The 25,782-nt window shown below is 71.8% G+C and carries 30 protein-coding genes; 17 read left to right on the top strand and 13 right to left on the bottom strand.

What is annotated here, in order from left to right; translation table 11 throughout:
* Nucleotides 1-249 precede the first annotated feature (249 nt).
* Nucleotides 250-504, bottom strand: coding sequence for a hypothetical protein (locus ACFY0K_RS42710; RefSeq protein WP_390644441.1), 255 nt, complete (start codon nucleotides 502-504; stop codon nucleotides 250-252).
* Between the two features lie 266 nt (nucleotides 505-770).
* Here ACFY0K_RS42710 and ACFY0K_RS42705 point away from each other — a divergent pair, with 266 nt between their 5' ends.
* From ACFY0K_RS42705 to ACFY0K_RS42695, 3 genes are all read left to right on the top strand, one after another.
* Nucleotides 771-1,322 (top strand): PH domain-containing protein, encoded by a 552-nt coding sequence (locus ACFY0K_RS42705; RefSeq protein ID WP_390644440.1) that lies wholly within the window; start codon nucleotides 771-773, stop codon nucleotides 1,320-1,322.
* Between the two features lie 404 nt (nucleotides 1,323-1,726).
* Nucleotides 1,727-2,215 carry a hypothetical protein gene (locus tag ACFY0K_RS42700; RefSeq protein WP_390644439.1) on the top strand — a complete coding sequence of 163 codons (489 nt, stop codon included), beginning with the start codon at nucleotides 1,727-1,729 and terminating at the stop codon, nucleotides 2,213-2,215.
* A gap of 133 nt (nucleotides 2,216-2,348) precedes the next feature.
* On the top strand, nucleotides 2,349-2,495 hold the full coding sequence (locus ACFY0K_RS42695; protein WP_390644438.1) for a hypothetical protein: 147 nt from the start codon (nucleotides 2,349-2,351) through the stop codon (nucleotides 2,493-2,495).
* A 211-nt stretch (nucleotides 2,496-2,706) separates the two neighbouring features.
* Here the strand turns inward: ACFY0K_RS42695 and ACFY0K_RS42690 are convergent, their stop codons facing one another.
* From ACFY0K_RS42690 to ACFY0K_RS42660, 7 genes are all read right to left on the bottom strand, one after another.
* The gene (locus tag ACFY0K_RS42690; RefSeq protein ID WP_390644437.1) at nucleotides 2,707-4,401 is read right to left on the bottom strand and encodes an FtsK/SpoIIIE domain-containing protein; all 1,695 of its coding nucleotides are present in this window, start codon (nucleotides 4,399-4,401) and stop codon (nucleotides 2,707-2,709) included.
* A 65-nt stretch (nucleotides 4,402-4,466) separates the two neighbouring features.
* On the bottom strand, nucleotides 4,467-4,808 hold the full coding sequence (locus ACFY0K_RS42685) for a hypothetical protein (RefSeq protein ID WP_390644436.1): 342 nt from the start codon (nucleotides 4,806-4,808) through the stop codon (nucleotides 4,467-4,469).
* A gap of 86 nt (nucleotides 4,809-4,894) precedes the next feature.
* Nucleotides 4,895-5,086 carry a DUF6257 family protein gene (locus ACFY0K_RS42680; protein ID WP_390644435.1) on the bottom strand — a complete coding sequence of 64 codons (192 nt, stop codon included), beginning with the start codon at nucleotides 5,084-5,086 and terminating at the stop codon, nucleotides 4,895-4,897.
* Nucleotides 5,086-5,289, bottom strand: coding sequence for a hypothetical protein (locus ACFY0K_RS42675; RefSeq protein WP_390644434.1), 204 nt, complete (start codon nucleotides 5,287-5,289; stop codon nucleotides 5,086-5,088). Before ACFY0K_RS42675 ends, ACFY0K_RS42680 begins: the two co-directional genes overlap by 1 nt.
* Nucleotides 5,290-5,377: 88 nt before the next feature.
* Nucleotides 5,378-5,695: a hypothetical protein gene (locus ACFY0K_RS42670; RefSeq protein WP_390644433.1), complete on the bottom strand. Its 318-nt coding sequence runs from the start codon at nucleotides 5,693-5,695 to the stop codon at nucleotides 5,378-5,380.
* Nucleotides 5,692-6,351, bottom strand: a complete 660-nt coding sequence (locus ACFY0K_RS42665; protein WP_390644432.1) for a hypothetical protein — start codon at nucleotides 6,349-6,351, stop codon at nucleotides 5,692-5,694. The genes ACFY0K_RS42670 and ACFY0K_RS42665 overlap by 4 nt, the downstream gene beginning before the upstream one ends.
* Nucleotides 6,352-6,379: 28 nt before the next feature.
* Nucleotides 6,380-6,577, bottom strand: coding sequence for a hypothetical protein (locus ACFY0K_RS42660; protein ID WP_390644431.1), 198 nt, complete (start codon nucleotides 6,575-6,577; stop codon nucleotides 6,380-6,382).
* Between the two features lie 197 nt (nucleotides 6,578-6,774).
* Here ACFY0K_RS42660 and purB point away from each other — a divergent pair, with 197 nt between their 5' ends.
* Both purB and mug read left to right on the top strand, forming a co-directional pair.
* Complete coding sequence (gene purB, locus ACFY0K_RS42655; protein WP_390644430.1) at nucleotides 6,775-8,220, top strand: adenylosuccinate lyase; 1,446 nt, start codon at nucleotides 6,775-6,777, stop codon at nucleotides 8,218-8,220.
* A complete protein-coding gene (gene mug, locus ACFY0K_RS42650) occupies nucleotides 8,217-8,792 on the top strand; it encodes a G/U mismatch-specific DNA glycosylase (protein ID WP_390644445.1) in 576 nt (191 codons plus the stop codon). The genes purB and mug overlap by 4 nt, the downstream gene beginning before the upstream one ends.
* Here the strand turns inward: mug and ACFY0K_RS42645 are convergent.
* Entirely contained in the window at nucleotides 8,770-9,210 is a 441-nt protein-coding gene (locus ACFY0K_RS42645; RefSeq protein WP_390644429.1) for a hypothetical protein, read from the bottom strand. The genes mug and ACFY0K_RS42645 overlap by 23 nt on opposite strands.
* A gap of 176 nt (nucleotides 9,211-9,386) precedes the next feature.
* Between ACFY0K_RS42645 and ACFY0K_RS42640 the strand changes: the two genes are divergently transcribed.
* On the top strand, nucleotides 9,387-10,544 hold the full coding sequence (locus ACFY0K_RS42640) for an ROK family transcriptional regulator (protein ID WP_390644444.1): 1,158 nt from the start codon (nucleotides 9,387-9,389) through the stop codon (nucleotides 10,542-10,544).
* 76 nt (nucleotides 10,545-10,620) lie between these two features.
* On the opposite strand, the gene ACFY0K_RS42635 is transcribed toward ACFY0K_RS42640, so the two are convergent.
* Nucleotides 10,621-11,382, bottom strand: coding sequence for a GntR family transcriptional regulator (locus ACFY0K_RS42635; RefSeq protein WP_351955727.1), 762 nt, complete (start codon nucleotides 11,380-11,382; stop codon nucleotides 10,621-10,623).
* A 560-nt stretch (nucleotides 11,383-11,942) separates the two neighbouring features.
* Here ACFY0K_RS42635 and ACFY0K_RS42630 point away from each other — a divergent pair.
* From ACFY0K_RS42630 to ACFY0K_RS42615, 4 genes are all read left to right on the top strand, one after another.
* Nucleotides 11,943-12,773, top strand: a complete 831-nt coding sequence (locus tag ACFY0K_RS42630; RefSeq protein ID WP_093505801.1) for an alpha/beta fold hydrolase — start codon at nucleotides 11,943-11,945, stop codon at nucleotides 12,771-12,773.
* 111 nt (nucleotides 12,774-12,884) lie between these two features.
* Nucleotides 12,885-13,070 carry a hypothetical protein gene (locus tag ACFY0K_RS42625; protein WP_390644428.1) on the top strand — a complete coding sequence of 62 codons (186 nt, stop codon included), beginning with the start codon at nucleotides 12,885-12,887 and terminating at the stop codon, nucleotides 13,068-13,070.
* Nucleotides 13,071-13,284: 214 nt separating this feature from the next.
* Nucleotides 13,285-14,865: an alkaline phosphatase D family protein gene (locus ACFY0K_RS42620; RefSeq protein ID WP_390644427.1), complete on the top strand. Its 1,581-nt coding sequence runs from the start codon at nucleotides 13,285-13,287 to the stop codon at nucleotides 14,863-14,865.
* Nucleotides 14,866-15,140: 275 nt separating this feature from the next.
* The gene (locus tag ACFY0K_RS42615; protein ID WP_390644426.1) at nucleotides 15,141-16,580 is read left to right on the top strand and encodes a GNAT family N-acetyltransferase; all 1,440 of its coding nucleotides are present in this window, start codon (nucleotides 15,141-15,143) and stop codon (nucleotides 16,578-16,580) included.
* Between the two features lie 89 nt (nucleotides 16,581-16,669).
* Here the strand turns inward: ACFY0K_RS42615 and ACFY0K_RS42610 are convergent, their stop codons facing one another.
* On the bottom strand, nucleotides 16,670-17,848 hold the full coding sequence (locus ACFY0K_RS42610; protein WP_390644425.1) for a trans-sulfuration enzyme family protein: 1,179 nt from the start codon (nucleotides 17,846-17,848) through the stop codon (nucleotides 16,670-16,672).
* 59 nt (nucleotides 17,849-17,907) lie between these two features.
* Between ACFY0K_RS42610 and ACFY0K_RS42605 the strand changes: the two genes are divergently transcribed.
* The 6 genes from ACFY0K_RS42605 to ACFY0K_RS42580 all read left to right on the top strand — a co-directional run bounded on the left by ACFY0K_RS42605 (nucleotide 17,908) and on the right by ACFY0K_RS42580 (nucleotide 24,058).
* Nucleotides 17,908-18,399 (top strand): Lrp/AsnC family transcriptional regulator, encoded by a 492-nt coding sequence (locus ACFY0K_RS42605; RefSeq protein WP_351955732.1) that lies wholly within the window; start codon nucleotides 17,908-17,910, stop codon nucleotides 18,397-18,399.
* 33 nt (nucleotides 18,400-18,432) lie between these two features.
* The gene (locus ACFY0K_RS42600; RefSeq protein WP_390644424.1) at nucleotides 18,433-20,121 is read left to right on the top strand and encodes a DUF885 domain-containing protein; all 1,689 of its coding nucleotides are present in this window, start codon (nucleotides 18,433-18,435) and stop codon (nucleotides 20,119-20,121) included.
* 245 nt (nucleotides 20,122-20,366) lie between these two features.
* Nucleotides 20,367-21,038, top strand: coding sequence for a hypothetical protein (locus tag ACFY0K_RS42595; protein ID WP_390644423.1), 672 nt, complete (start codon nucleotides 20,367-20,369; stop codon nucleotides 21,036-21,038).
* Nucleotides 21,039-21,185: 147 nt separating this feature from the next.
* A complete protein-coding gene (locus tag ACFY0K_RS42590) occupies nucleotides 21,186-21,413 on the top strand; it encodes a ferredoxin (protein ID WP_352361506.1) in 228 nt (75 codons plus the stop codon).
* Nucleotides 21,400-22,794: an NAD(P)/FAD-dependent oxidoreductase gene (locus ACFY0K_RS42585; protein ID WP_390644422.1), complete on the top strand. Its 1,395-nt coding sequence runs from the start codon at nucleotides 21,400-21,402 to the stop codon at nucleotides 22,792-22,794. Before ACFY0K_RS42590 ends, ACFY0K_RS42585 begins: the two co-directional genes overlap by 14 nt.
* Nucleotides 22,795-22,828: 34 nt before the next feature.
* Nucleotides 22,829-24,058 carry a cytochrome P450 gene (locus tag ACFY0K_RS42580; protein WP_390644421.1) on the top strand — a complete coding sequence of 410 codons (1,230 nt, stop codon included), beginning with the start codon at nucleotides 22,829-22,831 and terminating at the stop codon, nucleotides 24,056-24,058.
* A gap of 7 nt (nucleotides 24,059-24,065) precedes the next feature.
* Here ACFY0K_RS42580 and ACFY0K_RS42575 read toward each other — a convergent pair whose 3' ends face one another.
* Both ACFY0K_RS42575 and ACFY0K_RS42570 read right to left on the bottom strand, forming a co-directional pair.
* Complete coding sequence (locus ACFY0K_RS42575; RefSeq protein ID WP_390644420.1) at nucleotides 24,066-24,581, bottom strand: immunity 21 family protein; 516 nt, start codon at nucleotides 24,579-24,581, stop codon at nucleotides 24,066-24,068.
* Nucleotides 24,582-24,628: 47 nt separating this feature from the next.
* Nucleotides 24,629-25,102 (bottom strand): rhodanese-like domain-containing protein, encoded by a 474-nt coding sequence (locus ACFY0K_RS42570; RefSeq protein ID WP_390644419.1) that lies wholly within the window; start codon nucleotides 25,100-25,102, stop codon nucleotides 24,629-24,631.
* A 135-nt stretch (nucleotides 25,103-25,237) separates the two neighbouring features.
* Between ACFY0K_RS42570 and ACFY0K_RS42565 the strand changes: the two genes are divergently transcribed.
* The gene (locus ACFY0K_RS42565; RefSeq protein ID WP_382728609.1) at nucleotides 25,238-25,684 is read left to right on the top strand and encodes an Lrp/AsnC family transcriptional regulator; all 447 of its coding nucleotides are present in this window, start codon (nucleotides 25,238-25,240) and stop codon (nucleotides 25,682-25,684) included.
* Nucleotides 25,685-25,782: the final 98 nt, after the last annotated feature.

The following is a 25,782-nucleotide window of genomic DNA, read 5'->3' as shown; positions in this document are numbered from 1 at the left end:
TACGGCGACCGCGTCACCGACAACCAGTAGCACCGCCACACCACACAGAAGAAGCGTCAGCACCAGGGCTTACACAAAGAAAAAGACACTCCCCAAGCACCCCGAGGCGCGGGTGCGGGACGCCCGGGTTCACACCCTGCTGCGCTCGGGCTTCGACCCTCTCAAGGCCGCCTGATGCAGGAGAGCGGCCCGTCCGGGGGCCGCTCCTCCTGTACCTACCGATCGAGATGCCCGACGGGCTCGGTGTAGTCAGGACTTCGGCGGGTTCCCCTCTCGCCCCCACCGGGTGGCCCAGTACAGATCCCGTACCGGCACGTACTCCTGAAACGCCTTCATTGCCTCGGTCTGTGCGTCACGATGCGCCTTCGTCAGGACCGGAGGCTCTTCTCCAGGAGCAAGCGGCTTGGGGTCCCCCATCGCCTCATGCAACACCTGATAGGCCTTGCTCATCCGGTTCAGCGCGGTCCTGTACCGGTCTTCCAGTTCCTCGAACGATGCGCTCATCCCCGCTCCCTTTCCGTGCGATTGGACGGCGTGGAGCGGGAATGTACGACCGTGGCCGGGGATCGGCAAGCAGTAGTGAGACTGCGAAGGGGACGGTGCCGCACCGGCTTCCCGGTTCCACAGGACCTGTGTCGGCTGCTGGTCGGTCCGCGACTTCCCGAATCCGCCTGCACCGCCAGCATGTGCTGACAGGCTTCGTCGATGGTGCTGCGCAGCCATGGACGCGTCGATACGATCCGGACATTCATTTCAGGAGGGGGGACGTCATGGCGACGTTCAATGTTCGGCCGGACATCGATGCGGCTGCTGCGAAGCTGAGCAGCACCTTGGGGTCGAAGCGAGAGATCCAGAGACTGCCCGAGGTGCTGTGGGAGGGCGAGACGGTCGAGATGCTCGCGACCGGGCAGTATGGCGGGGGCGCAGGTCTGGTCGCGATGACCAACCTGCGGCTGATCTTCTACAAGAACGGGATCATGTCGCAGAAGGTCGAGGACTTCCCGTACGGCAAGGTGTCCTCGGTGCAGTGGCAGGGCGGCATCATGATGGGCACGCTCACGGTGTACACCTCGGGCAACCGGGCGGACATCAAGAACATGCCCAAGGACCAGGGCAAGGCACTGGCCGACGATCTCCGCCGCCACATCGCACAGGGCACAGCCCCCGGCGCACCGGCCGCGGCCCCGGCAGTATCCCCGGCCCCGGCGGCCGGCCAGGACGTGGCGAGCCGTCTGGCGACGCTCGACCAGCTGCGCGGCCAAGGGCTCGTCTCCGAGCAGGAGTACGCGCAGCGCCGCGCGCAGATCCTCGACAGCCTGTAGACCGGCGCTGCGGCGTCGAAGCCTCGGGCTAGCGGTGCTCCGGGGCTTTGCGCAGGCGGAGGGAGACGAACCGATGCCAGACGAGACGCTGGCCAAGCGTTGGAAGCTCGCGCTCGAGACCACCCCGGCAAGTCCGCGTCAGCGTGCACGGTGGGTGCGGCCAGCGAGGGCCAGGCGTCGTTCGACCTGATGTCCGCGGAGATGTCCATCGGCAACGATCACCTGGACACTGTGGTGAAGGGGATTAACGAGATCACCGGGAACTAGCCAGCGTCTGATGCAATGCCAGACGCAACCGAGACCAGCACGGCCCGCTGACAGGGGCTGCTGGCCTCCCGAGGCACCATGTACTGTCCTGCTGAAACAGTCGCTGATCAGGTACGACGTGAGAATCAGAGGACAGCATGAGTCAGTGCACGGTCACGACGAAGAAGGGAACCCGCTGCCGCCACCCGCTCATGGTCTGGCACGGCATCGGCCCGCACCCGGAAGTCTGCGCGCGCCACGCCACCCCTGAGCAAAAGGCCGCATCCGCAGCGGCCCTGGACATTCCCGTCAACATCGCCACCGCGGACCCCGCCACGGTGTTTCCCATGGTGTCGATCACGCCGCAACGAGTTTTCAGCGACAGTCCGATCGGTTGGGTCGCCAAGATCCGAGGAACGAACAAGAAGTACGTGTACGCGCGCACCTTCCTCGACCGCAGCGGCCCCCCTTATGGATGGGCGCTCGCCGGAAACGGCCTCTACGAGTGTCGGGAGATCGGAGCACAAGGAAAGTTCTCTGGCTTCTTCGTCGTCAAGGGCGCCTTCCGTCGCAAGGTGGAGCTGGTGTCCCCGGAGATGGCCGCCCGGCTCGCCCGCAAGATGGGGCCGCAGCCCGCTGAGACGTGAATCGTCAGCCCATCTGGTCGGATCGAGAGCGCCCCACCCGCGACACGCTGAGAAAAGTTGGGGCGGCCTCCTGTCCAGGCACCCTGTGCTGGCCTGTGGGACGAGAGCAAGCTCAACCAGAAAGGCAAAGATCATGGTCAAGGAGCCCGACGGCGTCACCTTCTGCAAGGACTGCGGCCTCCCCGTCAGCCTCGGCGCTACGAACGGGAGCGGCGAGAGTGTCTCGCCTCGCCACATCACCGAGCCCGGCCAGCCGACGGAGTGTCCCGAGCAGAAGTAGGCAGACGCGAAAGGCCCCCGCCTCGGCATGGCGGGGGCCGTGTGACTTCGGGCTGGGCAGGTACGGCGAGGCCGCCATAGGGCAGGGTTTCCGCCCTATAGGGCTGCCTACGAAACCCGAAACTTCCCAGCTCAGGCCCGATATCGGGGGCGAAACCAGTTTCGGGCCGGGGTGAAACCTCAACCCGTCCCCGAAACCGGCTGGAGGGGCCCTACTCAACGTTCTCGGCGTCCGGGAGGTCGGTGTAGCGGAGGCCCTTGGCGCCACCGCAGCACTCCCTGATGGTGATCTGCTTGGTGGAGATCTTGAAGGGCTTCAGGGCGGCGCTGAGTGCGGTAGACGAGGCGACGGTGTCCAGATCCGTCCACGGTCCGTACAGGTCGTGCCGAAGGCGGGCGAGGGCTTCGACGAGGCGGTGGGAGTGGACCGTCTCGACTCCGTCCGGCCACACGGCGCGCAGGTGATCGACGACCGTCTCGATCTCCAGTGTCTCGATCTGCTGGCCGACGGACTGCCCGGACAGGGCGCCGGTCGCCGTACGCAGCGCGAGGGCGCGCTTGGCGATGTCCTCGGCCTCGGTCTGCTTGATGAACGCGGCGCGCACGGTGATGCCTTCGCGGCCTCGGGCGAGGATGCCGGTGCCCTGCTCGTCGACGCTGATGTCTGTGGCGCGCAGGCCCCGCTCATAGGCGCTGGTGCCCAGGACGTTGTTGTTGGCCCGCCAGTCCATGACCGCCAGGCACAGGCGGGTGCCGACCGACGAAGAGACTGAGGTGGGCAGGGACGGTGCGTCGGGGTTCTGGGTGAGCAGGATGAGGATGATCCCGTAGGCGCGGGCCTTCTTGATGAGGCGGGTGGCCAGGGCGGCGGCTTCCTCCTTGTACTCGGCGTGGGTGAACAGTTCCTGCACCTCGTCGATGACGATGACACGCGGTCCGAGGTTCTGCTCGGGGTACTTCTCGGCGAGCGCGCGGGTGACCTTGCGGCCTTCGGGGACCTCGGAAGCAGGCAGGGAGCGGATGAACGCGGCGCGCCGCTGGTACTCGGCGATCCCCGAGCGCATCCCGTTGAGCGCGGCCTCCAGGTCTTCGTCTTCGTCGCCAGATACGTAGCAGTGGCAGATGGGCTTGACGGAGTCGAGGTCTCCGGACCCCTTGAGCTCGTAGATCCAGAGTTCCGCGGTGGGGTCGAGGGCGACGCCGAGGACGATCGCCAAGGCGCACGAGGTCTTACCGGAGCCGGGGATGCCTCCGACCAGCAGGTTGGAGTACATCAGGGTGATGGTGATGAGGTTGCCGCGAGGGTCGAACCCAAAGGGCAGCGGCTCGTACACGTCAGCCTGGCCGGACTTCATGAGCGGCCACAGCTTGCGGCCCGTCTTCGCCGGGTCCCGCTGGGCAACCCACAGGACGAGGCGGCCGGGGTGGGCGGTGCGGTCGGCTTCGGGCCACACCGTGCTGATGGGGCGGCGCATGGCGGCGGCGAGCGCGGCCCGCTTCTCCAGGACGGCGGTGGCCTCGACGCCGGGCGGGAGGTCGATCTCGGCGCGCCAGCCGGGGCCGTCGCGCATGATCTCGGAGACGAACTCCACACCCTTGCGGCCCTTCTTGCCCTCGATACCGATCGCGGCGAGCGCGTCGAACACCTCGGTGGAGTCGAGGCGGCGCATCACGTTCTTGGCGACGTAGCGGGTGACCAGGGGCTTGTCGCCGCCCTTCTTCCCGTTCAGCCCGGCGAGTGCTGCGGCGGCGACGGCTGCCGTGAGGGTCCAGCCGGGCACCAGGAACGCGGCGGTCAGGGTGGTGATGCTGGTGGTGGCGGCGACGGCCAGGGAGGCGATACGCCTGGGCCGGACCCGGCGGGAGTGCTCCCGGGACAGGGCCATCCACGCCTCGATGTCCGCCATGGCGGCGGCCTTGGCCTCGACGGGCCGGGCTTCGGTGTCGGCGACCCACTTTCCCCAGCGGACGATCAGCCGGCCAGCACCGCGGGGGAGCGCAGCAGCAGGCGGGCGAGGTAGGCGGGCGCCCTGACGGTGTGGAAGGCGCTGACGTGGGCGTAGTAGGAGACGGTCCAGCGGGTGGCGTCCTTGAAGGTGTCCCAGCGGCGGAAGGCGGCGGGTACGACGGGCGGGGCGTCGGCAAGGTAGGCCTTCCGTTCGGCGAGCCAGCTACCAGGTTCAGGAGCCGGGCTGGGCGGGTCGACAGGCTGTGGCTCGGCGTCGTGGATGACGTCGATGACCGTCTCGGTGAGGGTGTCCGTGGACATGCCGGGCGGCGGGGTCTTGTGGAGCTGGATCACGTTCTCGGTCATGCTGAGGGCTCCCTGCCTCTTGCTGGGGGTTGGGAGGCCCGGGTCGGCAGACGTCTGGCCAAGGTGACGGCCGACCCGGGGTGTAGCTACATGCGGGTCTTCTTACGACGGCGGGCGCCGTCCTCGATCCGCTCGATGCGGCGCTGCAAATCGCTGATGTCGACGTTGCCGGTGCCGTCGTCGGCCAGGCCGCGTTTCGCCATCCGCGCCGTGAGGGCGCCGATACGAAGCCGTTCGCCCACCGTGAAGTCGGAGAAGCTCAGGTCGTCGTCGGCCATCAGCGGCGGCGACCGGAGGGTCCGAGGGCCCTGATGAGGACGCTGACCTTGTCGGTGACGTCGGTGACCCGGCCGGACTCCAGTTCGTCAGCCCGTTCCTCCAACTGCTTGGCCCGCTGCTCGTGGCCGTGGGCGCGGGCCCACTCGGCAGCCTCTCGGTTGTCGTCGGCCTGGCGGCGCATCCGGTCGGTGATCTCGGCCATGTGGTTCCTCTCGGGTGGCGGCCCGGGCTGTCCGGCCCCTCCGCACCTGCACGGTCATGGAGGCCGTGCAGGACAGGAGGGCCGGACGTCAGCGGCCCGCGAGGTGGTCGCGCCACATCGAGCGCAGCACCAGGACGCAGATGGTCAGGGCGACGACGGCGATGGACAGCACCACCAAGGCGATGGACAGGCCGATGAGGATGGCGATGATGACCGCGCCGACGATCGCCAGGGCGACGACGCCGAGGCAGCCGAGCCCGACGTACGTACCGACCGGGTACGCCTTGATCGGGGGCAGAGGTACCGGCGCCGGGGTGGTCGGCCACGGGTAGATCGGCTGGCCGGTGCTGGTCATACCGATCGGCCGGAGGTGGTCACGCGACGGCGTGTAGTCGGGGGTGTTCATGACCGCTTCCCCTCGACGATCTCGCGCCGCAGTTCGGCCGCTTCACGGCGAGACAGGTCGAACTCCGAACGCAGGCGATCGATGGTCACCTTCCGTCCGGTCGCGGTGACCACTTCCCGGTTCAGCTTGAGTGCCCTTTTCCGCAGCTCAGCGGGGGTGAGGGTGACCACCTCGGTGACCACCCTCCGGGGGGTGGCGGCGGGGAGGGAAGTGGTCACCTTGCTGGTCGTCTGAGTGGCAGTGACGTCGGCCCAGGCGAACGGCAGCGGGTCGGGCAGAGCGGACGGCGGAGTGACCACCTGCGCGGGCCTGCGCGGCGCTTCGGGCGTGGTCACCTCGGACTCGCTCCGGGCGAGGGCATGGGTACGCCACAGCGCCACGGGGACGAGCAGCGAGACGACCACCACGAGACGGAAGGTGACCGTGATGACGCCCGCCTCCAGGGCGTGTGCCGCGACCTGCGCGGCGCACATCAGCCCGAGCGACAGGGTGACGTCGAGTGCGCGGAACCATCGCAGGGCGGCGACCACGTACGCGTCGATGGCGACGGGCAGCATGGCGGCGATGACCGGGTGCGCGCCGAGGGTACGGGCGAGGTCGTATTCGGCGGTGGCGGTGAAGGCGATCCCGGCGGCGAGGGACAGTCGCGCAGCCACGTGCGCGTGAGGTCGTGATCCTGGTCGGTCACTGGTCGCCGCCTTCGACGGTGAGGATCAGCATGGCGACGACGACCTCCAGTCGGCCGACGAGACGACACAGGTCCTGCGCGCTGAGTTCGGTGTAGTCGAGCCCATCCGTCTCGACGAGCAGCTGACGGGCAATGGCGACGTGGCGGCGGGCGGTCTCGTCGAGTTCCTGGCGCGGGGCGGGTACGTTTTCCATGGGTCTGGCTCCTTGATCAGAAGGGTCTGGATCAAGGCCCCGGCTGGTGATGGGTTCACCAGTCCGGGGCCGCCGCCGTCTCACGCTTGTCTCACGGACTGTGCGAGGGTCGACGGACTCGGAGCCCCTGACCTGGACGTTCTCACCCTGTGTAGACAGTGACGGAGCACCGCGGACGGTGGGTAAACTCCCTACACGTGACTTCAGCCGCGCCCGCCAAGCCCCGCATTCCGAACGTCCTCGCCGGACGCTACGCCTCCGCCGAGCTCGCCACGCTCTGGTCGCCCGAGCAGAAGGTGAAGCTGGAGCGGCAGCTCTGGCTCGCCGTGCTGCGGGCCCAGAAGGACCTCGGGATCGAGGTGCCGGACGCGGCGATCGCCGACTACGAGCGGGTCCTCGACACCGTCGACCTGGCCTCGATCGCGGAGCGCGAGAAGGTCACCCGGCACGACGTGAAGGCGCGGATCGAGGAGTTCAACGCTCTCGCCGGCCACGAGCACGTGCACAAGGGCATGACCTCCCGGGACCTGACGGAGAACGTCGAGCAGCTGCAGATCCGCCTCTCGCTGGAGCTGATGCGGGACCGTACGACGGCCGTCCTGGCCCGCCTGGGCAGGCTGGCCGGCGAGTACGCCGAGCTGGTCATGGCCGGCCGCTCGCACAACGTGGCCGCGCAGGCCACCACCCTCGGCAAGCGGTTCGCGACCGCCGCCGACGAGCTCCTTGTGGCCTACGGCCGCGTCGAGGAACTCCTCGCCCGTTACCCGCTGCGCGGCATCAAGGGCCCGGTGGGCACCGCACAGGACATGCTGGACCTGCTGGGCGGGGACGCGGCGAAGCTGGCCGAGCTGGAGGACCGGATCGCGCGGCACCTCGGCTTCTCGCAGGCGTTCACGTCGGTCGGCCAGGTGTACCCGCGCTCGCTGGACTACGAGGTGGTGACCGCGCTCGTCCAGCTGGCCGCCGCGCCGTCCTCCCTGGCCAAGACGGTCCGGCTGATGGCCGGGCACGAGCTGGTCACCGAGGGCTTCAAGCCGGGCCAGGTCGGCTCCTCCGCGATGCCGCACAAGATGAACACGCGGTCCTGCGAGCGCGTCAACGGCCTCATGGTGATCCTGCGCGGCTACGCCTCGATGACCGGCGAGCTGGCCGGCGACCAGTGGAACGAGGGCGACGTCTCCTGCTCGGTGGTGCGCCGGGTGGCCCTGCCGGACGCCTTCTTCGCGCTCGACGGCCTCCTGGAGACCTTCCTCACGGTCCTCGACGAGTTCGGCGCCTTCCCGGCCGTCATCGCCCGGGAGCTGGACCGCTACCTCCCGTTCCTCGCCACCACCAAGGTGCTGATGGGCGCGGTGCGCGCGGGCGTCGGCCGTGAGGTCGCGCACGAGGCGATCAAGGAGAACGCCGTCGCCACCGCGCTCGCGATGCGCGAGCAGGGCGCCGAGCGCAACGACCTGCTCGACAAGCTCGCCGCCGACGAGCGGCTGCCGCTGGACCGCGAGCAGCTGGCGGCCCTGATGGCCGACAAGCTGTCCTTCACGGGCGCGGCCGCCGCCCAGGTCGGTGCCGTCGTCGGCCGGATCGAGGAGATCGTCAAGCAGCACCCCGAGGCCGCCGGTTACACCCCCGGAGCGATCCTCTGACCCGCTTCACCCAGGCGGAGCTGGAGGCCGCCCGCGACCGGCTCGTCCCCGACGTGCTCGCGGACGGCCTCCACGTCCTGTTCTGCGGGATCAACCCCGGCCTGATGACGGCGGCCACGGGCCACCACTTCGCCCGTCCCGGCAACCGCTTCTGGCCGGTCCTGCACCTGTCCGGCTTCACCCCGCGGCTGCTGAAGCCCGCGGAACAGGGCGAGTTGCTGTCGTACGGGCTCGGCATCACGAACGTCGTGGCGCGGGCGACCGCGCGCGCCGACGAGCTGACGGCCGCGGAGTACGCCGAGGGCGGGCGCCTCCTGACGGCCAAGGTGACGCGGGTCCGGCCGAGGTGGCTGGCGGTCGTGGGCGTCACGGCCTACCGGGCCGCCTTCGCCGACCGCAGGGCCCAAGTGGGGCCACAGGAAGGGACGATCGGGGAGACACGGGTGTGGGTCCTGCCCAACCCCAGCGGCCTGAACGCGCACTGGACGGCGGCGACGATGGCGGAGGAGTTCGGGCGGTTGCGGGCCGCGGCGGCGGAGGGACAGCCGGTCACGGAGGGTCCGCAAGAATGACGAAGGCCAGCAGCTGGAAGGGCAGCTCACGGTCCCACTGGGAGACGCCGAGGCCGACCCGGCGGCCGGTGTCCGTCTGCCACAGCTGCACGTCCGGCACGTGGTCGCAGAGGTGCGCCCAGGGTTCGTCGACCTCCTCGCCGTCCATGGCACGCTCCACAACGCTGTGCAGACCGACCTCCTGAGCGGGCCCCCACCGCTCGCCGAGCCGTCTGCCGAGGGCGTCCCGGTCGGCCTCGAACCGCGCCTCCGTCTCCTCCCGCTCCCCTCCCTCGTCCTCGTAGAAGTCTCCGCTGGTCTCCAACGCGGTTATCAGGTATCCCGGTCCGCCCGTGCCGGCATCCGTTCGGCCGTGTTCCGCCGGGAACTCCCGCGCGCACAACTCGTCGATCCGGGCGAGGCACTTCGCGATGTCCATGTGATCCAGTAAAACCGGTGCCACTGACACCCGGCCGATCCTCAGGCCGCGTGCCTGCGCCTCGGGTCGTGCTGATCGCGGATCTCGGGCAGATCGGGGGCGTCCGGCACTCGCCGGGGTCGTCGGCGTCGAAGTACGATCCGGCCAACGTGCACGGACAGCTGGGAGGACGGACGTTGGCGGGGTTGACCGGTGGTGATCCGTCTCTGTTGCGGAGGATCAATTCCGCGGTGGTGCTGCACGCGCTGCGAGCCACCGACTGTGCCACGCTCACCGAGATCACCCGGGTGACCGGGCTGTCCCGGCCGACCGTCGAGGGGGTCGTGGAAGGGCTCATCGAGGCCGGACTGGTCGTCGAGACGGTGGCCGAGGAGGGCGCCACCCGGAAGCAGGGGCGGCCGGCGCGGCGGTTCCGGTTCCGGGCCGAGGCCGGGCACCTGCTGGGCCTGGAGATAGGCCCGCACCGCGTCGCCGCGCTCCTGTCCGACCTGGACGGGCGGGTGCTGGGGGCACAGGCCAAGGAGGTCGACGAGACGGCCGGCGCGGACGAGCGGCTGGAGCGGCTGCGCACCGCCGTCGCCGAGCTGCTGCGCCGGGCCGGGGTGGCGCGCGGTTCGCTGCGGGCCGTCGGGGTCGGCACCCCCGGCATCGTCGAGGCGGACGGCCTGGTGCGGCTGGGGACCGCGCTGCCCGAGTGGACGGGGCTGCCGCTCGGCGAGCGGCTGAGCCGGTCCTTCAAGTGCCCGGTCCTGGTGGAGAACGACGCCAACGCGGCGGCCGTGGCCGAGCACTGGAAGGGCGCGGCCACCGATTCCGACGACATGGTGATGGTGATGGCCGGGCTGAGTCCGGGCGCCGGATCGCTGATCGGCGGGCGGCTGCACCGGGGGTACGGCGGGGCGGCCGGGGAGATCGGCGCACTGCACCTGCTGGGCCGTGAGGTGACCCCGGAGACGCTGCTGTCGACCACCGACGAGCCGCTGCACCCGCTGGACGAGCAGGCGGTCGCCGAGGTGTTCGCGCTGGCCCGCAAGGGGGACGCGCGGGCGCGGGCGGCCGTCGACCGGTTCATCCAGCGGCTGGTCCACGACGTGGCCGCGCTGGTGCTGGCGCTGGACCCGGAGCTGGTGGTGATCGGCGGCTGGGCGGCCGGGCTGGACGGCGTCCTGGAGCCGCTGCGCCGGGAGCTGGCCCGGTACTGTCTGCGGCCGCCCCGGGTGGCGCTCTCGCTGCTCGGTGAGGCGGCGGTGGCGACGGGCGCGCTGCGGCTCGCCCTCGACCATGTGGAGGAACAGCTGTTCGCCGTGGACGGGACGGTCACCGCGCGCCGCTGAGCGGCTGCGCCGGGCCGGCAAACCCGTCGCGCCCCGGAGGTGGTCCGGGGCGCGGTCCGGTCGTCCGGCGCGGTGGCTAGGAGGCCTGCCGCTCGGGGCCGTGGTGGATCTCCACGCCGCCGGTGTCACCGAAGGTCAGCCGGCAGGTGTCCGCACGGTAGGTGGCGACGGAGAGCGCGGAGGTGCGGCCGGCGGCGAGGAACCGGGTGGTGACGACCAGCACCGGGGCGCCGGGGAGCCGGTCGAGTTCCTTGGCGTCGTCCGCGCGGGCCGAGCCGAGCTCCACGGCGCGGTCCTGGCCCTCGAGCTCCAGGCGCTGCAGCTCACGCAGGACCGCACGCGCGCGGGGCGCGCCGGACGGCGCGTCGATCGCGGTCAGCTCCGGGACCGAGTCCGCCGGGATGTAGAGCAGCTCGGCGGCGACGGGCTGGCCGTGCGAGACGCGAGAGCGGCGCACGATGTGCACGGGCTCCTCAGGGCCGGTCTCCAGGGCGGTCGCGACGGCGGCGGGCGGCACCGCGAGGGTGCAGTCGACGGGCTGCCAGGCGTCCCCGGCGGCGCCCGGCCAGGCGTGCTGGTCGGTGCCGACCGCCACGCCTACGCGCGGGGGCGCGACCGTGGTGCCGACACCGCGGCGGCGCTGCAGCCGGCCCTCCAGTTCGAGCTGTTCGAGGGCCTGGCGGAGGGTGGCGCGAGCCACGCCGAAGCGGGCGGCGAGGTCGCGCTCGTTGGGCAGGATCTCGCCGACCGAGAACTCCGAGTCCAGTGCCTCACTGAGCACGGTCTTGAGATGCCAGTACTTCGGTTCCGGCACCGATTCCAGCTGCGTGGTCCCCACCCTGTCCTCCGCGATCGCCGTGGTCCGGCGGCGTTTTAGCGCCCTTGTTTATTAAAGGTTGTTTTACTTATCTGCGACCATAGGGCGGCGCAGACCCTTGGTCAAGACCAATCCTCGATCCCTTGGCCCACGCATAGAAAGCGGTGCCACAGAGCGTTCACGAGGCGTTCGCGCAGGTGCGTTTTCGTGACATGGCGGCAAAGCTCCCGTCGCGCGGCGGGAAGCGCCCGGAGCAGGGCGAGCCGCGGCCGGCGCCGAGGGCGTCACTCCCGCCGGGCCCGACACGTTCGCGCATGCCAGGGCGGAATCGCGCCGCGCCCCGCACCCTCGGCCCAGAATGATCCGGGGGCTGCCGGAGGACGGCGGCCCCGGTGCGGAAGCGGCCGGCGCGGTGAACCCCGGGATGCGTGCGCGGCATCCCGAGGCGAATCCGGAGCCGTCCGAGGTGCGTTGACGGCGCGTGCCGGCATACGACACACCCCATCGGGGACTACCCGCGAGTAGCAATTGCTGACAAGCTGTCTACGGCGTCCGCCGAAGTCGCCAGACGAGGAGCCCCCATGTCCGCCACCGTCTCGTTCAAAGCCCCGGCCGCGCACGGCCGGCAGGATGTGACCGTCTCGTACGCGCGCGTGGGCCGCGGCGAACCACTGGTCCTCATCCACGGCATAGGGCATCACCGGCAGGCCTGGGACCCCGTGGTGGACATCCTCGCGACCGAGCGGGACGTGATCGCCGTGGACCTGCCCGGCTTCGGCGCCTCCCCGGCCCTGCCCGACGGCCTCGCCTACGACCTGCCGACCACCAACGCCCTGCTCGGCGCCCTGTTCGAGGCTCTGGAGCTGGACCGGCCGCACGTGGCGGGCAACTCGCTCGGCGGACTGCTGGCCCTGGAGCTGGGCCGCGAGAAGCTCGTACGGTCCGTCACCGCCCTCTCCCCCGCCGGGTTCTGGTCACAGGCCGAGCGGCGCTACGCCTTCGGTGTGCTCATCGCCATGCGGCGGATCGCGGAGCGGCTGCCGCTCCCGCTGGTCGAGCGGCTGTCCCGGTCGGCCGCCGGCCGGGCCGCCCTGACGAGCACCATCTACGCCCGCCCGGCGCGCCGTTCACCCGAGGCCGTGGTCGCCGAGACGCTGGCCCTCGCGCAGGCCAGCGGATTCGCCGAGACCCTGCGGGCGGGTGCCGCCGTCCAGTTCACCGACGACGTCCCCGGCATCCCGGTCACCGTGGGCTGGGGCACCCGGGACATGCTGCTGGTGCGCCGCCAGGGGGTCCGGGCCAAGCAGATCATCCCCAAGGCCCGGCTGGTCCGGCTGCCCGGCTGCGGCCACTGCCCGATGAACGACGACCCGGCGCTGGTCGCCCGCGTCATCCTCGACGGCAGCCGCTGACCGACACCCGGGCGCCGGCGCCGGGTGCGCAGCGGACAGCCGGCGCCGGTCGGCCGACGGCACGGAGCGGCGCGGAGCCGGGGGAAGGTGCGGTGCGGGGGCGGAGCGACGGTGTGGCGCGGGGCCTCGGCGGCCGGGGTCGAGACGGCCGGGGTCGCGCTGCGCCCGTCCGCTCAGCGCGTGCACACACGCGCGGGTGACGCGTCCGGCGTACGGCTGGTGCTGGGGTACGCGCATCTGCCGGCGGCCCGGGGCCGGGAGGGCGTGCGGGTGATGGCGGAGGCGGTGGACGGGTGAGGCCGGCATCGCCGGACGCGAAGCGGCGGCGCGACGGCCGGACCGGAACCACCAGGACACCGCTGGACCGGACCGACCGCGAAGCGGCTGCCCCCCGGAGGGACAGCGCTTGCGGGACCGGTCAGTTGTTCACTCGCGGTTTGCGTGTGCGCTGCGGTGCCCCAGTAGTTGTGGCTGTGCACCCCTGGCCGGATCCCGTTCTGGAGGCCCTTCCATGTCCCTTTCGCTGCCTGGCCGCCGCAGTGTGCTGCGCGGCTCGCTCGCCGCGTCGGCTGCCCTGACCCTGCCCACGGCGCTCTCTTCCGCGCCGGCGTTCGCACTGTCCGGGCGTCCCCAGGCGGACTGGGGCGTGCAGGCGGGCGACGTGACCGCCGACTCCGGTCTGGTGTGGGTCCGTTCGGACCGACCGGCCCGGATGATCGTGGAGACCTCGGCCACCGAGTCGTTCCGCAACGCCCGCACCTGGCGCGGCCCGCTGCTCGGCGCGGACAGCGACTTCACCGGTACCACGCGGCTGCACGGACTGCCGTCCGGCGAGCAGATCCACTACCGGGTGCGGCTCGCCGACCCCGACGACCCGCGCCGCACCGGCGAGCCGGTCACCGGCACCTTCCGCACCGCGTCCGCGCGCCGCCGCCAGGGCGTGAAGTTCCTGTGGTCCGGCGACCTCGCCGGGCAGGGCTGGGGCATCAACGAGTCCATCGGCGGCTACCGCATCTTCGACGCGATGGCGAAGCTGGACCCGGACTTCTTCCTGTGCAGCGGTGACAACGTCTACGCCGACGGCGTGATCACGGCAACCCAGGCGCTGCCCGACGGCAGCCTGTACCGCAACGTCACCTCCGAGGCGAAGTCGCACGTCGCGGTCACGCTCGACGACTTCCGCGGCAACTTCCGCTACAACCTGCTGGACGAGGCGCTGCGCAGGTTCAACGCCCAGGTGCCGAACGTCATCCAGTGGGACGACCACGAGGTCCGCAACAACTGGTACCCGGGCGAGGTCATCGGCACCGGCACCGCCTACCCGGCCGGCACCCGGCTGGACGACATGGCGCTGCGCTCCCGGCAGGCGTTCTCCGAGTACTTCCCGATCTCCACGATCAGCGGCCGCCCCGACGGCCGGATCTATCGCGTCCACCACCACGGCCCGCTCCTGGACGTGTTCGTGCTGGACATGCGGACCTACCGCAACGCGAACTCGCCCGACGACCAGACCACCGACCCGCAGGGCATCCTCGGCGCCGAGCAGCTGGCGTGGCTCAAGCGCGAGCTGTCCCGCTCGCGTGCGGTGTGGAAGGTGATCGCCGCGGACATGCCGATCGGTCTTGTCGTGCCCGACCCGGTCGAGGGCAAGCCGAACTTCGAGGCCGTCGCCCAGGGCGACCCGGGCGCGCCGCTCGGCCGTGAGCTGCAGATCGCGGAACTGCTGCGGTACATCAAGCACCGGAGGATCACCGGCACGGTGTGGCTGACCGCCGACGTCCACCACACCTCGGCCCAGCACTACGACCCGTCGCGGGCCGCGTTCAAGGACTTCGCGCCGTTCTGGGAGTTCGTCTCCGGCCCGCTGAACGCCGGCGCCTTCCCGGCGAACGCATTGGACGGCACGTTCGGCCCCGACCGGGTGTTCGTCAAGGCGCCGACCGCCTCGAACGTGTCACCCGCCGAGGGCTACCAGTTCTTCGGCGAGGTCGACATCGACGGCGACAGCGGCGAGCTGACGGTGCGCCTGCGGGAGTACGACGGCACCGTGCTGTTCACCCGGACCCTGCAGCCGGGCCGGGTCGGCCAGTAACTCCCGTACGCTTTCACCAGGGCCGCGGACCGGCGTCATCCCCCGGTACGCGGCCCTGCCGCATGCTCCGAACCCGCCCGCCCGCAGCGCAGCTTCGCGGGCTCTTCGCAGGTCGACACAGGGCATGGCGGAGGGCGGCGCAGGACGCCCTGACCATGACCGCGGCAACTGTTGAAAACAGCACAAAAACCACGTAAGCATGCTTTACCCATCGGTCACAGAGCGTTCGTGATCACGCAACACCATTGCTTCACAGTGGCTGCATGAATCGAGACATGTCTGATGTGACGCGCACGAGGAACGGACGCCCCGTGCACCACTGGCGGCGGGACGTCGTCGAACTCGCCGCCCTGTTCACGGCGGTCGCGGTGGCCGACGGAGTGGCCAACCTGGTCGGGCACGGGCCCGACGGTCCGGCGCTGCTGGTGCTCTCGGCGCTGGTGCTGGCGGCGACGGCGGGCTTCCACGTCTGGTGGGCGAGGCGCCCGGGTCACGCACCCCCGGTGACGGATACCGATACCGGCGCCCGGCCGGCCGTTCCCCAGGCGCGGCAGGCCGGACCCGGCGCGGACACCTCGGGAACCGGCGACCGGGCGAGCACGCTGTGGCGGCTGCGGACGACGGTGCGGGACGAGCCCGGATCGCTGGCGGCGCTGTGCGGCGGGCTCGCCAGGCACCGGGTGGACATCCTGAGCCTGCAGACCCATCCGCTGGGCGACGGGACCGTGGACGAGTTCCTGCTGCGGGCGCCGGGTGAACTGACCGCCGGCGAGATCACGCGGGCGGTGGCGCTGGCCGGGGGCACGGACACCTGGATCGAGCGGGCCGACGCCCACGATCTGGTGGACGCGCCGACCAGGGTCCTCGGCCTGGCCACCCGAACCGCCCTGGACGCGGCGGAACTTCCGCTGGCCCTCCGGCAGTTGTTGGGGAGGTGCACGATCCGCTCGCTCCCCGCCCACCCGGTCGGCGGGGCCCGGGGCCCCGAGGCGGTTCCCGTCGAAGGGGTGCTGGAGGACACCGTGATGCGGCTGCGTGCGCCGGAGGGGGGAGTGATCACCGTGGAACGGCCGTATCTCCCGTTCACGCCGACCGAGTTCGCGCGGGCGCGGGCGCTGGTGGAGCTGGACGCCCGGCTCGGACCGCGCATCCCGCGCGGCCAGGACGTGATCTCGCTGCCCGCGGGCAGCGAGATCACGGTGCGCCGGGCCGACACCGGTGACCTGGAGGCGGCGAAGGCGATGCACGAGCGCTGCTCGTCGCGGACGCTCGGGCTCCGCTACCACGGGCCGGTCGGGGACGCCGACCGGTACCTGAACCACCTGCTCAGCCCCCGCTTCGGCCGGACGCTGGCCGTGCAGACCGCGTCGGGCCGGATCGTCGGCCTCGGGCATCTGCTGTGGGACGGGGACGAGACCGAGGTGGCGCTGCTCGTCGAGGACGACTGGCAGCGGCGCGGTATCGGCGGCGAGTTGCTCGGGCGGCTGGTGAGGATGGCCGTCGAGGCGGGCTGCGAGAGCGTGTACGCGGTGACGCAGGCGTCCAACACGGGGATGGTGGCGGCGATGCGGGGGCTGGGGTTGCCGTTGGACTATCAGATCGAGGAGGGGACGCTGGTCATCACGGCGCGGCTCGCTGCGGAGATGGGGGACGCCGTGACTGCTGCGGGGTGGCTTTCCGGTGCGGGTGAGCTGGGGAACGCCGAGGCGCCGTAGAGTTCAGGGCGGTCCTGCGGCTGCGGGTGTGCGGGGGCTGGTCGCGCAGTTCCCCGCGCCCCTGCCGGGGCGCTACGGCCGACGGGCCTCTAGATCACCCCCAGTGCCCGGTCCAGGTCCGCCCACAGGTCGTCGGTGTCCTCCAGACCGACCGAGAGGCGCAGCAAGTTGTCGCTCACGCCGGCGCCGCGGCGGTCTCCCTCGTCGACGACGCGGTGGCTGATGGAGGCCGGGTGCTGGATGAGGGTGTCGACGCTGCCGAGGCTCACGGCAGGGGTGATCAGGCGTACCCGGGAGATGACCTCGTGCGGGTCGTCGTAGACCTCGAAGGCGATCATCGCGCCGCCCAGCCGCGGGTAGTGGACGCGGGCGACGCGCGGGTCGGCGGTGAGGCGGTGGGCCAGTTCGGCGGCCGTGGCGGAGGCCGCGCGGACCCGTACCGGGAGGGTGGCGAGACCGCGCAGCAGGAGGTAGCCGGCGAGCGGGTGCAGGACGCCGCCGGTGGCGAACCGTATCTTTCTGAGCTGTCCGGCGAACTCCTCGTCGCAGGCGACCACTCCGCCGAGCACGTCGCCGTGGCCGCCGAGGTACTTGGTGGCGCTGTGCAGTACGAGCCGGGCGCCGAGTTCGGCGGGGCGTTGCAGCACGGGGGTGGCGAAGGTGTTGTCGGCGAGCAGCGGCACCGTGCCGCAGGCGTGCGCGACGGCCCGCAGGTCGAGTTCGGCGAGGGTCGGGTTGGCCGGGGACTCGACCAGCACCAGGCCGGTGTCGGGGCGCAGCGCGTCGGTGATCCCGGCCGGGTCGGTCCAGGTGACCTGGGTGCCGAGGAGGCCGGCGTCGAGGAGATGGTCGCTGCAGCCGTACAGCGGCCGTACCGCGACGACATGGCGCAGGCCGGCGGCCGCGCGGGCGAGGAGGACGGCGGTCAGGGCGGCCATGCCGCTGGCGAAGGCGACCGCGGCGCCGGTGCCCTCCAGACGGGCCAGGGCGGTCTCGAAGCGGGCCACCGTCGGGTTGCCGAGGCGTCCGTACACCGGCGGTCCCGCCGGGTCCGCGCCGTCGGCGGCGAAGGCGTCGACGCGGGCCGCCTCGGCCCGGCTGTCGTACGACGGGTAGGTGGTGGACAGGTCGATCGGCGGGGCGTGCAGGCCCTGGCGGGCGAGGTCGTCGCGGCCGGCGTGCACGGCCTCGGTGGCCAGGGCGCGGGGTGCGCGGGAGACGGGGCCGCCGACGGGCGCCAGGGTGTCGTAAGAGCTCGCTGTGTCCATGACGGAAGGGTGAACAACCGACGGGGTGGGCGCGGTGAACCCCGTGCTACGTTCGGCCCGTGGCCGATTCCGTCGTACTGGATCCGGTCGATCTGCATCTGCTGCGGCTGCTGCAGAACGACGCCCGGACCACCTACCGTGATCTCGCCGCCCAGGTGGGCGTGGCGCCGTCGACGTGTCTGGACCGGGTGACCCGGCTGCGCCGCTCGGGGGTGATCCTCGGGCACCGCCTCGAACTCGATCCGGCCAGACTCGGGCGCGGTCTGGAGGCGCTGCTGTCGGTGCAGGTCAGGCCGCACCGGCGGGAGTTGGTGGGACCGTTCGTGGAGCGGATCCGGGCGCTGCCGGAGTCACGGACGGTGTTCCACCTCACCGGTCCCGACGACTATCTGGTGCATGTGGCCGTGGCGGACATGACGGACCTGCAGCGGCTGGTCCTGGACGAGTTCACCGCCCATCGGGAAGTGGCCCGGGTGGAGACCCGGCTGATCTTCCAGAAATGGGAGTGCGGGCCGCTGCTTCCGCCGGTGTCGTCGGTTCAATCCCCGTGACGGACGGCGGTCCGTCGTACGAGGATGGACCGCATGTCACAGACCAGCAACCCGCTGCCCCGTCAGGTCGCCGACACCTTCGTCGACGAACTCATCGCCCTCGATCCGATCACCGGTACCTTCCTCGGCGACAAGGAGAGTTCGGGCCGGCTGCCCGACAACTCGCCGGCCGGGGCGGAGGCGCTCGCCCGGCTCCAGCGCGACACGCTCGCCAAGCTGGACGAGGCCGAGCGGCAGCCCGGTGCCGACAGTGACATCGAGCGTCGCTGCGCGCGCCTGCTGCGCGAGCGGCTCAGCGCCTCCCTCGCCGTGCACGAGGCCGACGAGAGCCTGCGTTCGGTCAGCAACCTGAGTTCGGCCGCGCACGCGGTGCGCCAGGTGTTCACGGTGACGCCCACCGCCACCGAGGAGGACTGGACGGCGGTCGCCGAGCGGCTGCGCGCGGTGCCGGCCGCGCTGGAGGGCTACCGGCAGTCCCTCGAACTCGGCCTGGAGCGGAAGCTGTACGGCGGTCCGCGCGCCACCGCGACCTTCGTCGGGCAGCTCGGCGAGTGGGCCGACACGGGCGACGGCACGGGCTGGTTCGAGCAGTTCGCGGCGTCCGGCCCCGAGGCTCTGCGCACCGAGCTGGACACGGCGGCCCGCTCCGCCACCGAGGCCGTGGTGGCGCTGCGCGACTGGATGCGGGACGTGTACGAGCCCGCGGTCGAGGGCTCGCCGGACGTGGTGGGCCGGGAGCGGTACGCCCGCTGGGTGCGCTACTTCAACGGCACCGACCTCGATCTGGACGAGGCGTACGCGTACGGCTGGTCCGAGTACCACCGGCTGCTCGGCGAGATGAAGGCCGAGGCCGAGAAGGTCCTGCCCGGCGCGGCCACGCCGTGGGCGGCGCTGGCGCACCTGGACGAGCAGGGCACGCACATCGAGGGTGTCGACGAGGTGCGCGGCTGGCTGCAGGCGGTGATGGACGAGGCCATCGAGAAGCTGGACGGCACCCACTTCGACCTGGCCGAGCGGGTGCGCCGGGTGGAGTCCCGGATCGCTCCGCCCGGCAGCGCGGCGGCGCCGTACTACACCCCGCCGTCGGACGACTTCTCGCGCCCGGGCATCACCTGGCTGCCGACCATGGGCCAGACCCGGTTCCCGGTCTACGACCTCGTGTCGACCTGGTACCACGAAGGCGTGCCCGGCCACCACCTCCAGCTGGCGCAGTGGAAGCACGTCGCCGAGAACCTCTCCCGCTACCAGGCCAGCGTGGGCATGGTCAGCGCCAACGCCGAGGGCTGGGCGCTGTACGCGGAGCGGCTGATGGACGAACTGGGCTTCCTGACCGACCCGGAGCGCCGCCTCGGCTACCTGGACGCGCAGATGATGCGGGCCGCGCGGGTCATCATCGACATCGGCATGCACCTGGAGCTGACGATCCCGGACGACTCCCCGTTCCACCCCGGGGAGCGCTGGACGCCGGCGCTGGCGCAGGAGTTCTTCGGCACGCACAGCAGCCGGCCCGCGGACTTCGTGGAGAGCGAGCTGACCCGCTACCTGTCCATGCCGGGGCAGGCGATCGGTTACAAGCTGGGCGAGCGGGCCTGGCTGCTGGGCCGGGAGCAGGCCCGGGAGCGGCGGGGCACCGGCTTCGACCTCAAGTCCTGGCACATGGCGGCCCTCTCCCAGGGCTCGCTCGGCCTGGACGACCTGGTGGACGAGCTGTCCCAGCTGTGACGACAGGGGCGGCCCGCGCCTGACCGGGCGGCTGCGCCGGGCGACGACGCCGGGCGGCTGCACCGAGCGGGCGCCCCACTGACGGTGGGCGCCCGCTGCCGTGAGCGCCCACTGCCGGTGGGCGCCCGGCGGCGGCCGCGACCGGGCCGGCGCGGTCTGCCGTTCGGGTGTGCTCCGGTGGCGGCGGCCGGAGCCGGCGGGCTTGCTGGTGCCGGGGGCCACCGGCGACAGGAAGCGAGCCGCGGATGCAGACCTCCACGCACCCGACGGAGACGTTGCAGACCCCACGCGCCGCGGGCATGGCCGGGGTCGTCTTCGCCCTGCTGCTGGCCGCCGCCATGGTGCTGATCCGGCTGGCCGTCCCCCAGGGCGCCGACGCGGTCACCGTCCAGCAGCCGGATCCCGGCCGGCGCGAGGCCGTCCGCACGGCCCTCCTGCTGGTGCCGTTCGCCGGCATCTTCTTCCTGTGGTTCGTCGGCGCCGTCCGCTCGCACGTCGGCGACGCCGAGGACCGCTTCATCGCCACCGTGTTCCTCGGCAGCGGCCTGGTCTTCACGGCCATGATCTTCGCCGCCGCCGCGGTGGCCTCGGCCGTCCTCGACACCGCTCATCCCGCGGGCACCTCGCCGTCCCGGCCCACCTGGGACTTCGGCCAGCACCTCGCGTACACGCTGATGACCGGGTACGCGATGCGGATGGCCGCCGTCTTCACGTGCTCCGCCTCGGTGATCGGGCACCGCCTGCGCATCCTGCCGCGCTGGCTCACGCTGGTCGGCTTCCTCACCACCGTCGTCCTGCTGTTCGTGTCGTCCGCCGTGCCCTGGGCCGAGCTGGTGTTCCCGGCGTGGTCGCTGCTGCTCAGCGCGTACCTCGTCGTGGCGGGCTTCCGCCGCTCCGCCGCGGCCCCGGCGGTCTGACGCATCGCTCACCCGATCGGCGGGCCCCGGCGCGCGACCGCGGGAGGGGGCTCCCATGCTGGCGTGCGGGGAGTTCTCCGCCGTCCGGCACTGGAACGACGGACCGCGGTACGCACCGGACCTGGCCACCGGAAGGGCGGAGCCATGATGCGCCTTGTCGTCGACCTCAACAGATGTCAGGGATACGCGCAGTGCGCGTTCCTCGCGCCGGACGTCTTCACCATGCACGGCGAGGAATCCCTCGTCTACAACCCGCAGGCCGAGCAGGAGCACCGCGAGCGGGTGGCGCGCGCCGTCGCCGCCTGCCCGGTGCAGGCGATCACCGCCGACGGCCTGGACGGATTCGCGGGAGGGTCCTCCGATGCCGCCCGCTGACTATCTCGACTGGCTGCGCCGCGAGGGACGGATCGTCGTCGTGGGTGCCTCGCTGGCCGGGCTGCGGGGCGCCGAGACGCTGCGTGCCGAGGGGTTCACCGGCGAACTCACGATGATCGGCGACGAGCCGTACGAGCCCTACGACCGGCCGCCGCTGTCCAAGGCGGTGCTGCTCGGCCGGGCGGCTCCGCACCACACCGCGCTGCCGCACCGCGGGGAGATCGACGCGAAGTGGCGGCTGGGCGTCGCGGCGACGGGTCTCGACGTCGAGGCCAAGCGGGTCCGGCTGGCCGACGGCGACGAGGTCGAGTACGACCGGCTGCTGATCGCGACCGGCGTGCGGGCCCGGCCCTGGCCCAAGGAGGACGAGGCCCGTCTGGAGGGCGTGTTCACGCTGCGCACCCGGGACGACGCGGCGGCGCTGCTGCGGCGGCTGAAGGCCGGGCCGCGCCGGGTGTTCGTGATCGGCGCCGGGTTCACCGGGTCGGAGATCGCCTCGGCCTGCCGCGAGCAGAACATCGCGGTCACCGTCGCGGAGCGCGCGGGCGCGCCGCTGGTGGGCGCCCTCGGCGGGGTGATCGGGGCGGTCGCGGCCGAGCTGCATCGCGAGAACGGCGTGGACCTGCGCACCGGCGTCCAGGTCACCGCGCTGGAGGGTGACCCGGCCGGGCGGGTGCGGGCGGTCCACCTGTCCGACGAGTCCGTCGTCGAGGCGGACGTGGTGATCGTGTCGCTCGGCGCGACCCGCAACACCGACTGGCTGACGGGCTCCGGTCTCGGCGCCGGCCCGCGGGGCATCGCCTGCGACGCGGGCTGCCGTGCCTTCGACTTCCGGGGCATCGTCACCGACGACATCTTCGTCGCCGGCGACGTCGCACGGTCCCCGCACGCGCTGTTCGGCTACCAGTTCCTGTCGCTCGAGCACTGGGGCAACGCGGTCGCGCAGGCCGAGACCGCCGCGCACAACATGATCAGCCCGAGCGCGGAGCGGCGGCCGCACCTGTGGGTGCCGGCGTTCTGGTCGTCACAGTTCGGCGTGAACATCAAGTCGGTCGGGGTGCCGCCGATGGGCGAGCAGATCATGATCACCCAGGGTTCGCTGGCGGAGCGCCGGTTCGTCGGGGTGTACGGCTACCAGGGCCGGACGATCGCCGCGGTGAGCTTCGACAACACGCGGTGGCTGGAGTTCTACCAGCGGCAGATCGAGAAGGCCGGGCCGTTCCCGGTGGAGTTCCCGACCGTGGACCGCCGTCCCGAGGGACGGGTGCCGGTGGACGCCGACTTCCCGGACCCTGCCCTGCCGACGCACGGCCCCATGGTGACCCTGAGCGGCTACTCGCCGACCGACCAGCAACTGGTCTTCCACCCCGTCCGCCACTGACCGCGACCCGGCCCCGACGCTGCAAGGAACTGTCATGACGCAGACCTCGATGTTGCGCCAGATCACCGACTTCGCGAACCGTGCCAACCCGTACCCGCTGTACGAGGAGCTCCGCAAGACGCCGGTGCTGCACGAGGAGGAGGACGGCCCCTACATCATCAGCACCTACCACGACATCGAAGCCCTGCTCCACGATCCGCGGATCAGCTCCGACGAGTCCAACGTGACCGTGGGCGGGGACGACGAGCTGTCCGGCCCGGAGGCGACCGGGCTGCCGCCGAGCTTCATCCGGCTCGACCCGCCGGAGCACGACCGGCTGCGCCGGATCGCCAACAGCTCCTTCGGGCCGCCGCACCGGCCGCGCCGGATCGACGACATGCGGGGCCAGCTGGAGGAGATCGTCACCGAGCTGATCGACGGCCTCGGGGACGCCCGGGAGATCGACCTGGTCGACCAGGTCGCCTACCCGTTCCCGGTCACGGTGATCTGCCGGCTGCTGGGCGTGCCGCGCGAGGACGAGCCGCGGTTCCGGGCCTGGGTCGACCCGATCGTGGCCGGTCTGGACCCCGACAGCCGCACGGCCGACGACTCCGCGAAGACCGCGCAGGAGGCCCGGCTGCAGCTCGGGATGTACCTGAACGGGCTGGTGGAGCAGCGGGCCAAGGAGCCGCGCGACGACATGCTGTCCGACCTGGTGCACAGTCGCGGCCCGGACGGCGCCATGACGACCATGGAGGTGCTCAGCACGTCGGTGCTGCTGCTGATCGCCGGCCACGAGACGACGGTCAACCTCATCACCAACGGCATGCTGACGCTGCTGCGGTACCCGCAGTACCTGGAGCGGCTGCGGAACGACCCGGGGCTGTCGGTGCGGATCGTGGAGGAGCTGCTGCGCTACGAGCCGCCGGTGCAGTTGCTGCCGCAGCGCACCTGCATCGCCGACCTCGAGGTGCACGGGGTGACCATCCCCAAGGGCTCGCGCATCTGGCTGGTCCTTGCCGCCGGCAACCGGGACCCGCACCGGTTCACCGATCCCGACCGGTTCGACCCGGACCGCCAGGACATCCAGCACCTCGGCTTCGGCAGCGGCATCCACAGCTGCTTCGGCGCCCCGCTGGCCCGCCTGGAGGCGCAGATCGCGCTGTCGCAGCTGGCCCGCCGGCTCGACAATCCGCGCCTCGTCGAGGACCCGCCGCCCTACCGTCCGAACGCGGTGCTGCGCGGCCCGCGCCACCTCGGCATCGCCATCGACGGCATCAGGTGACGGGCTCTCAGGACGAGAGCCGGCGCAACTGCACCAGGCCCAGCCAGGTTTCCGGGCCGGGCCTGGTGTAGGCGGCGCGCACCGCGTAGGTGCCGGGTTCCAGCGGGACCCGCAGACGGTCACCGCCCTCGGCCTCGCCGCCGGGCCAGGCGGAGTCGAAGAGGACGACCGGGCCGGGGACCTGCCAGCGGATCTCGTTCTCCCACGCGGCGCCGTCGAGGGCGGCGGGCACCTGTGCCAGGAGTTCCTCCTCCGAGTCGGCGGCGGACCACCGTACGAAGGTGCCGTGGTCCGGCAGGAAGGACGTCGAGGCGGGTTCGTCGCCGAGGACCAGGGCGGTGCTGTCCCCGACCGGGAGGAGTCCGACGTAGCCGTCGACCTCGCAGGCCCGGTCGTAGTCGGTGGCCAGATCCTCGCTGTCGGCGCCGGCCCAGAACGGCAGGACCGTCTCCGGGACCGCCACCAGCGGACCACCGCCCGACTCCACCCACTCCACCGCGCCTGGATCCCCATATCGAGTCATGGGGTGAACCTACACGGACAGCGACGGCACAGGTTCGCCGCCGGGAATCAGCAACCGCAGTCGCCCGCGACGGGTGCGGTCAGCGGGTCCGGGGCGCGGCGTTCGCGGCCCTGCCAGGTCTCGAACTCGAACCCCTCACGCACCCAGTACTCGAATCCGCCGAGCATCTCCTTGACCTGGTAGCCGAGTTCGGCCAGCGCGAGGGCGGCACGGGTGGCGCCGTTGCAGCCGGGACCCCAGCAGTACGTCACCACGGGCACGGACCGGTCCAGGAGTTGGGGCGCCTGCTCGGGGATGAGCACGGTGGGCAGGTGGACTGCGCCCGGGATGTGCCCTTGGTCCCAGGAGTCGGTGGAGCGGGAGTCCAGGACGACGAAGCCGGGGTCGCCGCCGGCCACGAGGGCCGCGGCCACGTCGGAGACGTCGGCGTGGAAGGCGAGGCTCGCCCGGAAGTGGGCGGCGGCCTCGACGGGCGCGGCGGGGGCGACGCGCAGAACGGGGTTGCGGGTGGTGCCGGTCATGTGAGGCCTTTCGCCGGCCGCCGGTGCGGCGGATCTCTCCTTGGCCGCAAATCTACGAGGGTGCCGGGGCGCCCTGAAGCTGCGATCCCCGGCCGTGCCCTTGTCCGGCCGGGGATTCCCTGTTATCCATCCCCCATGACCGAGTTTTCCCCGGACGCCACCGACCGGCGCATCCTCGACGTCCTGCAGCGCGAGGGCCGGGCCAGCTTCGCCGAGCTGGCGCGGGCCGTCGCGATGTCCGCGAGCGCGGTGACCGAGCGGGTGCGCCGGCTCGAGGAGGCCGGCGTGATCCAGGGGTACGCGGCGGTGGTCGACCCTGAACGCCTCGGCCTGCCGATCCTCGCGTTCGTCCGGCTGCGCTACCCGAACGGCAACTACAAGCCCTTCCACGACCTGGTCGCCGCCACCCCCGAGATCCTGGAGGCGCACCACGTCACGGGCGACGACTGCTTCGTCATCAAGGTCACCGCCCGCTCGATGCGCCACCTCGAGGAGGTCTCCGGCCGCATCGGCACGCTGGGCTCGGTGACGACCAGCGTCGTCTACTCCTCGCCGCTGCCGCGCCGGGCCGTCGGCACCTGAGCGCTCCGCGGGAGTGCCGCGACAGGCCGTCGGCCGACTGCGGTTCCGTCGTGGCTGGTCGCGCAGTTCCCCGCGCCCCTTCGGGGGCGCTTCCCCCC

Origin of the sequence: Streptomyces sp. NPDC001507 (genome assembly GCF_042894765.1) — a bacterium.
Classification (GTDB): Bacteria; Actinomycetota; Actinomycetes; order Streptomycetales; family Streptomycetaceae; genus Streptomyces.
Note: the sequence above shows the minus strand (reverse complement) of the source record. Positions and strands in the feature narration are given on the sequence as shown.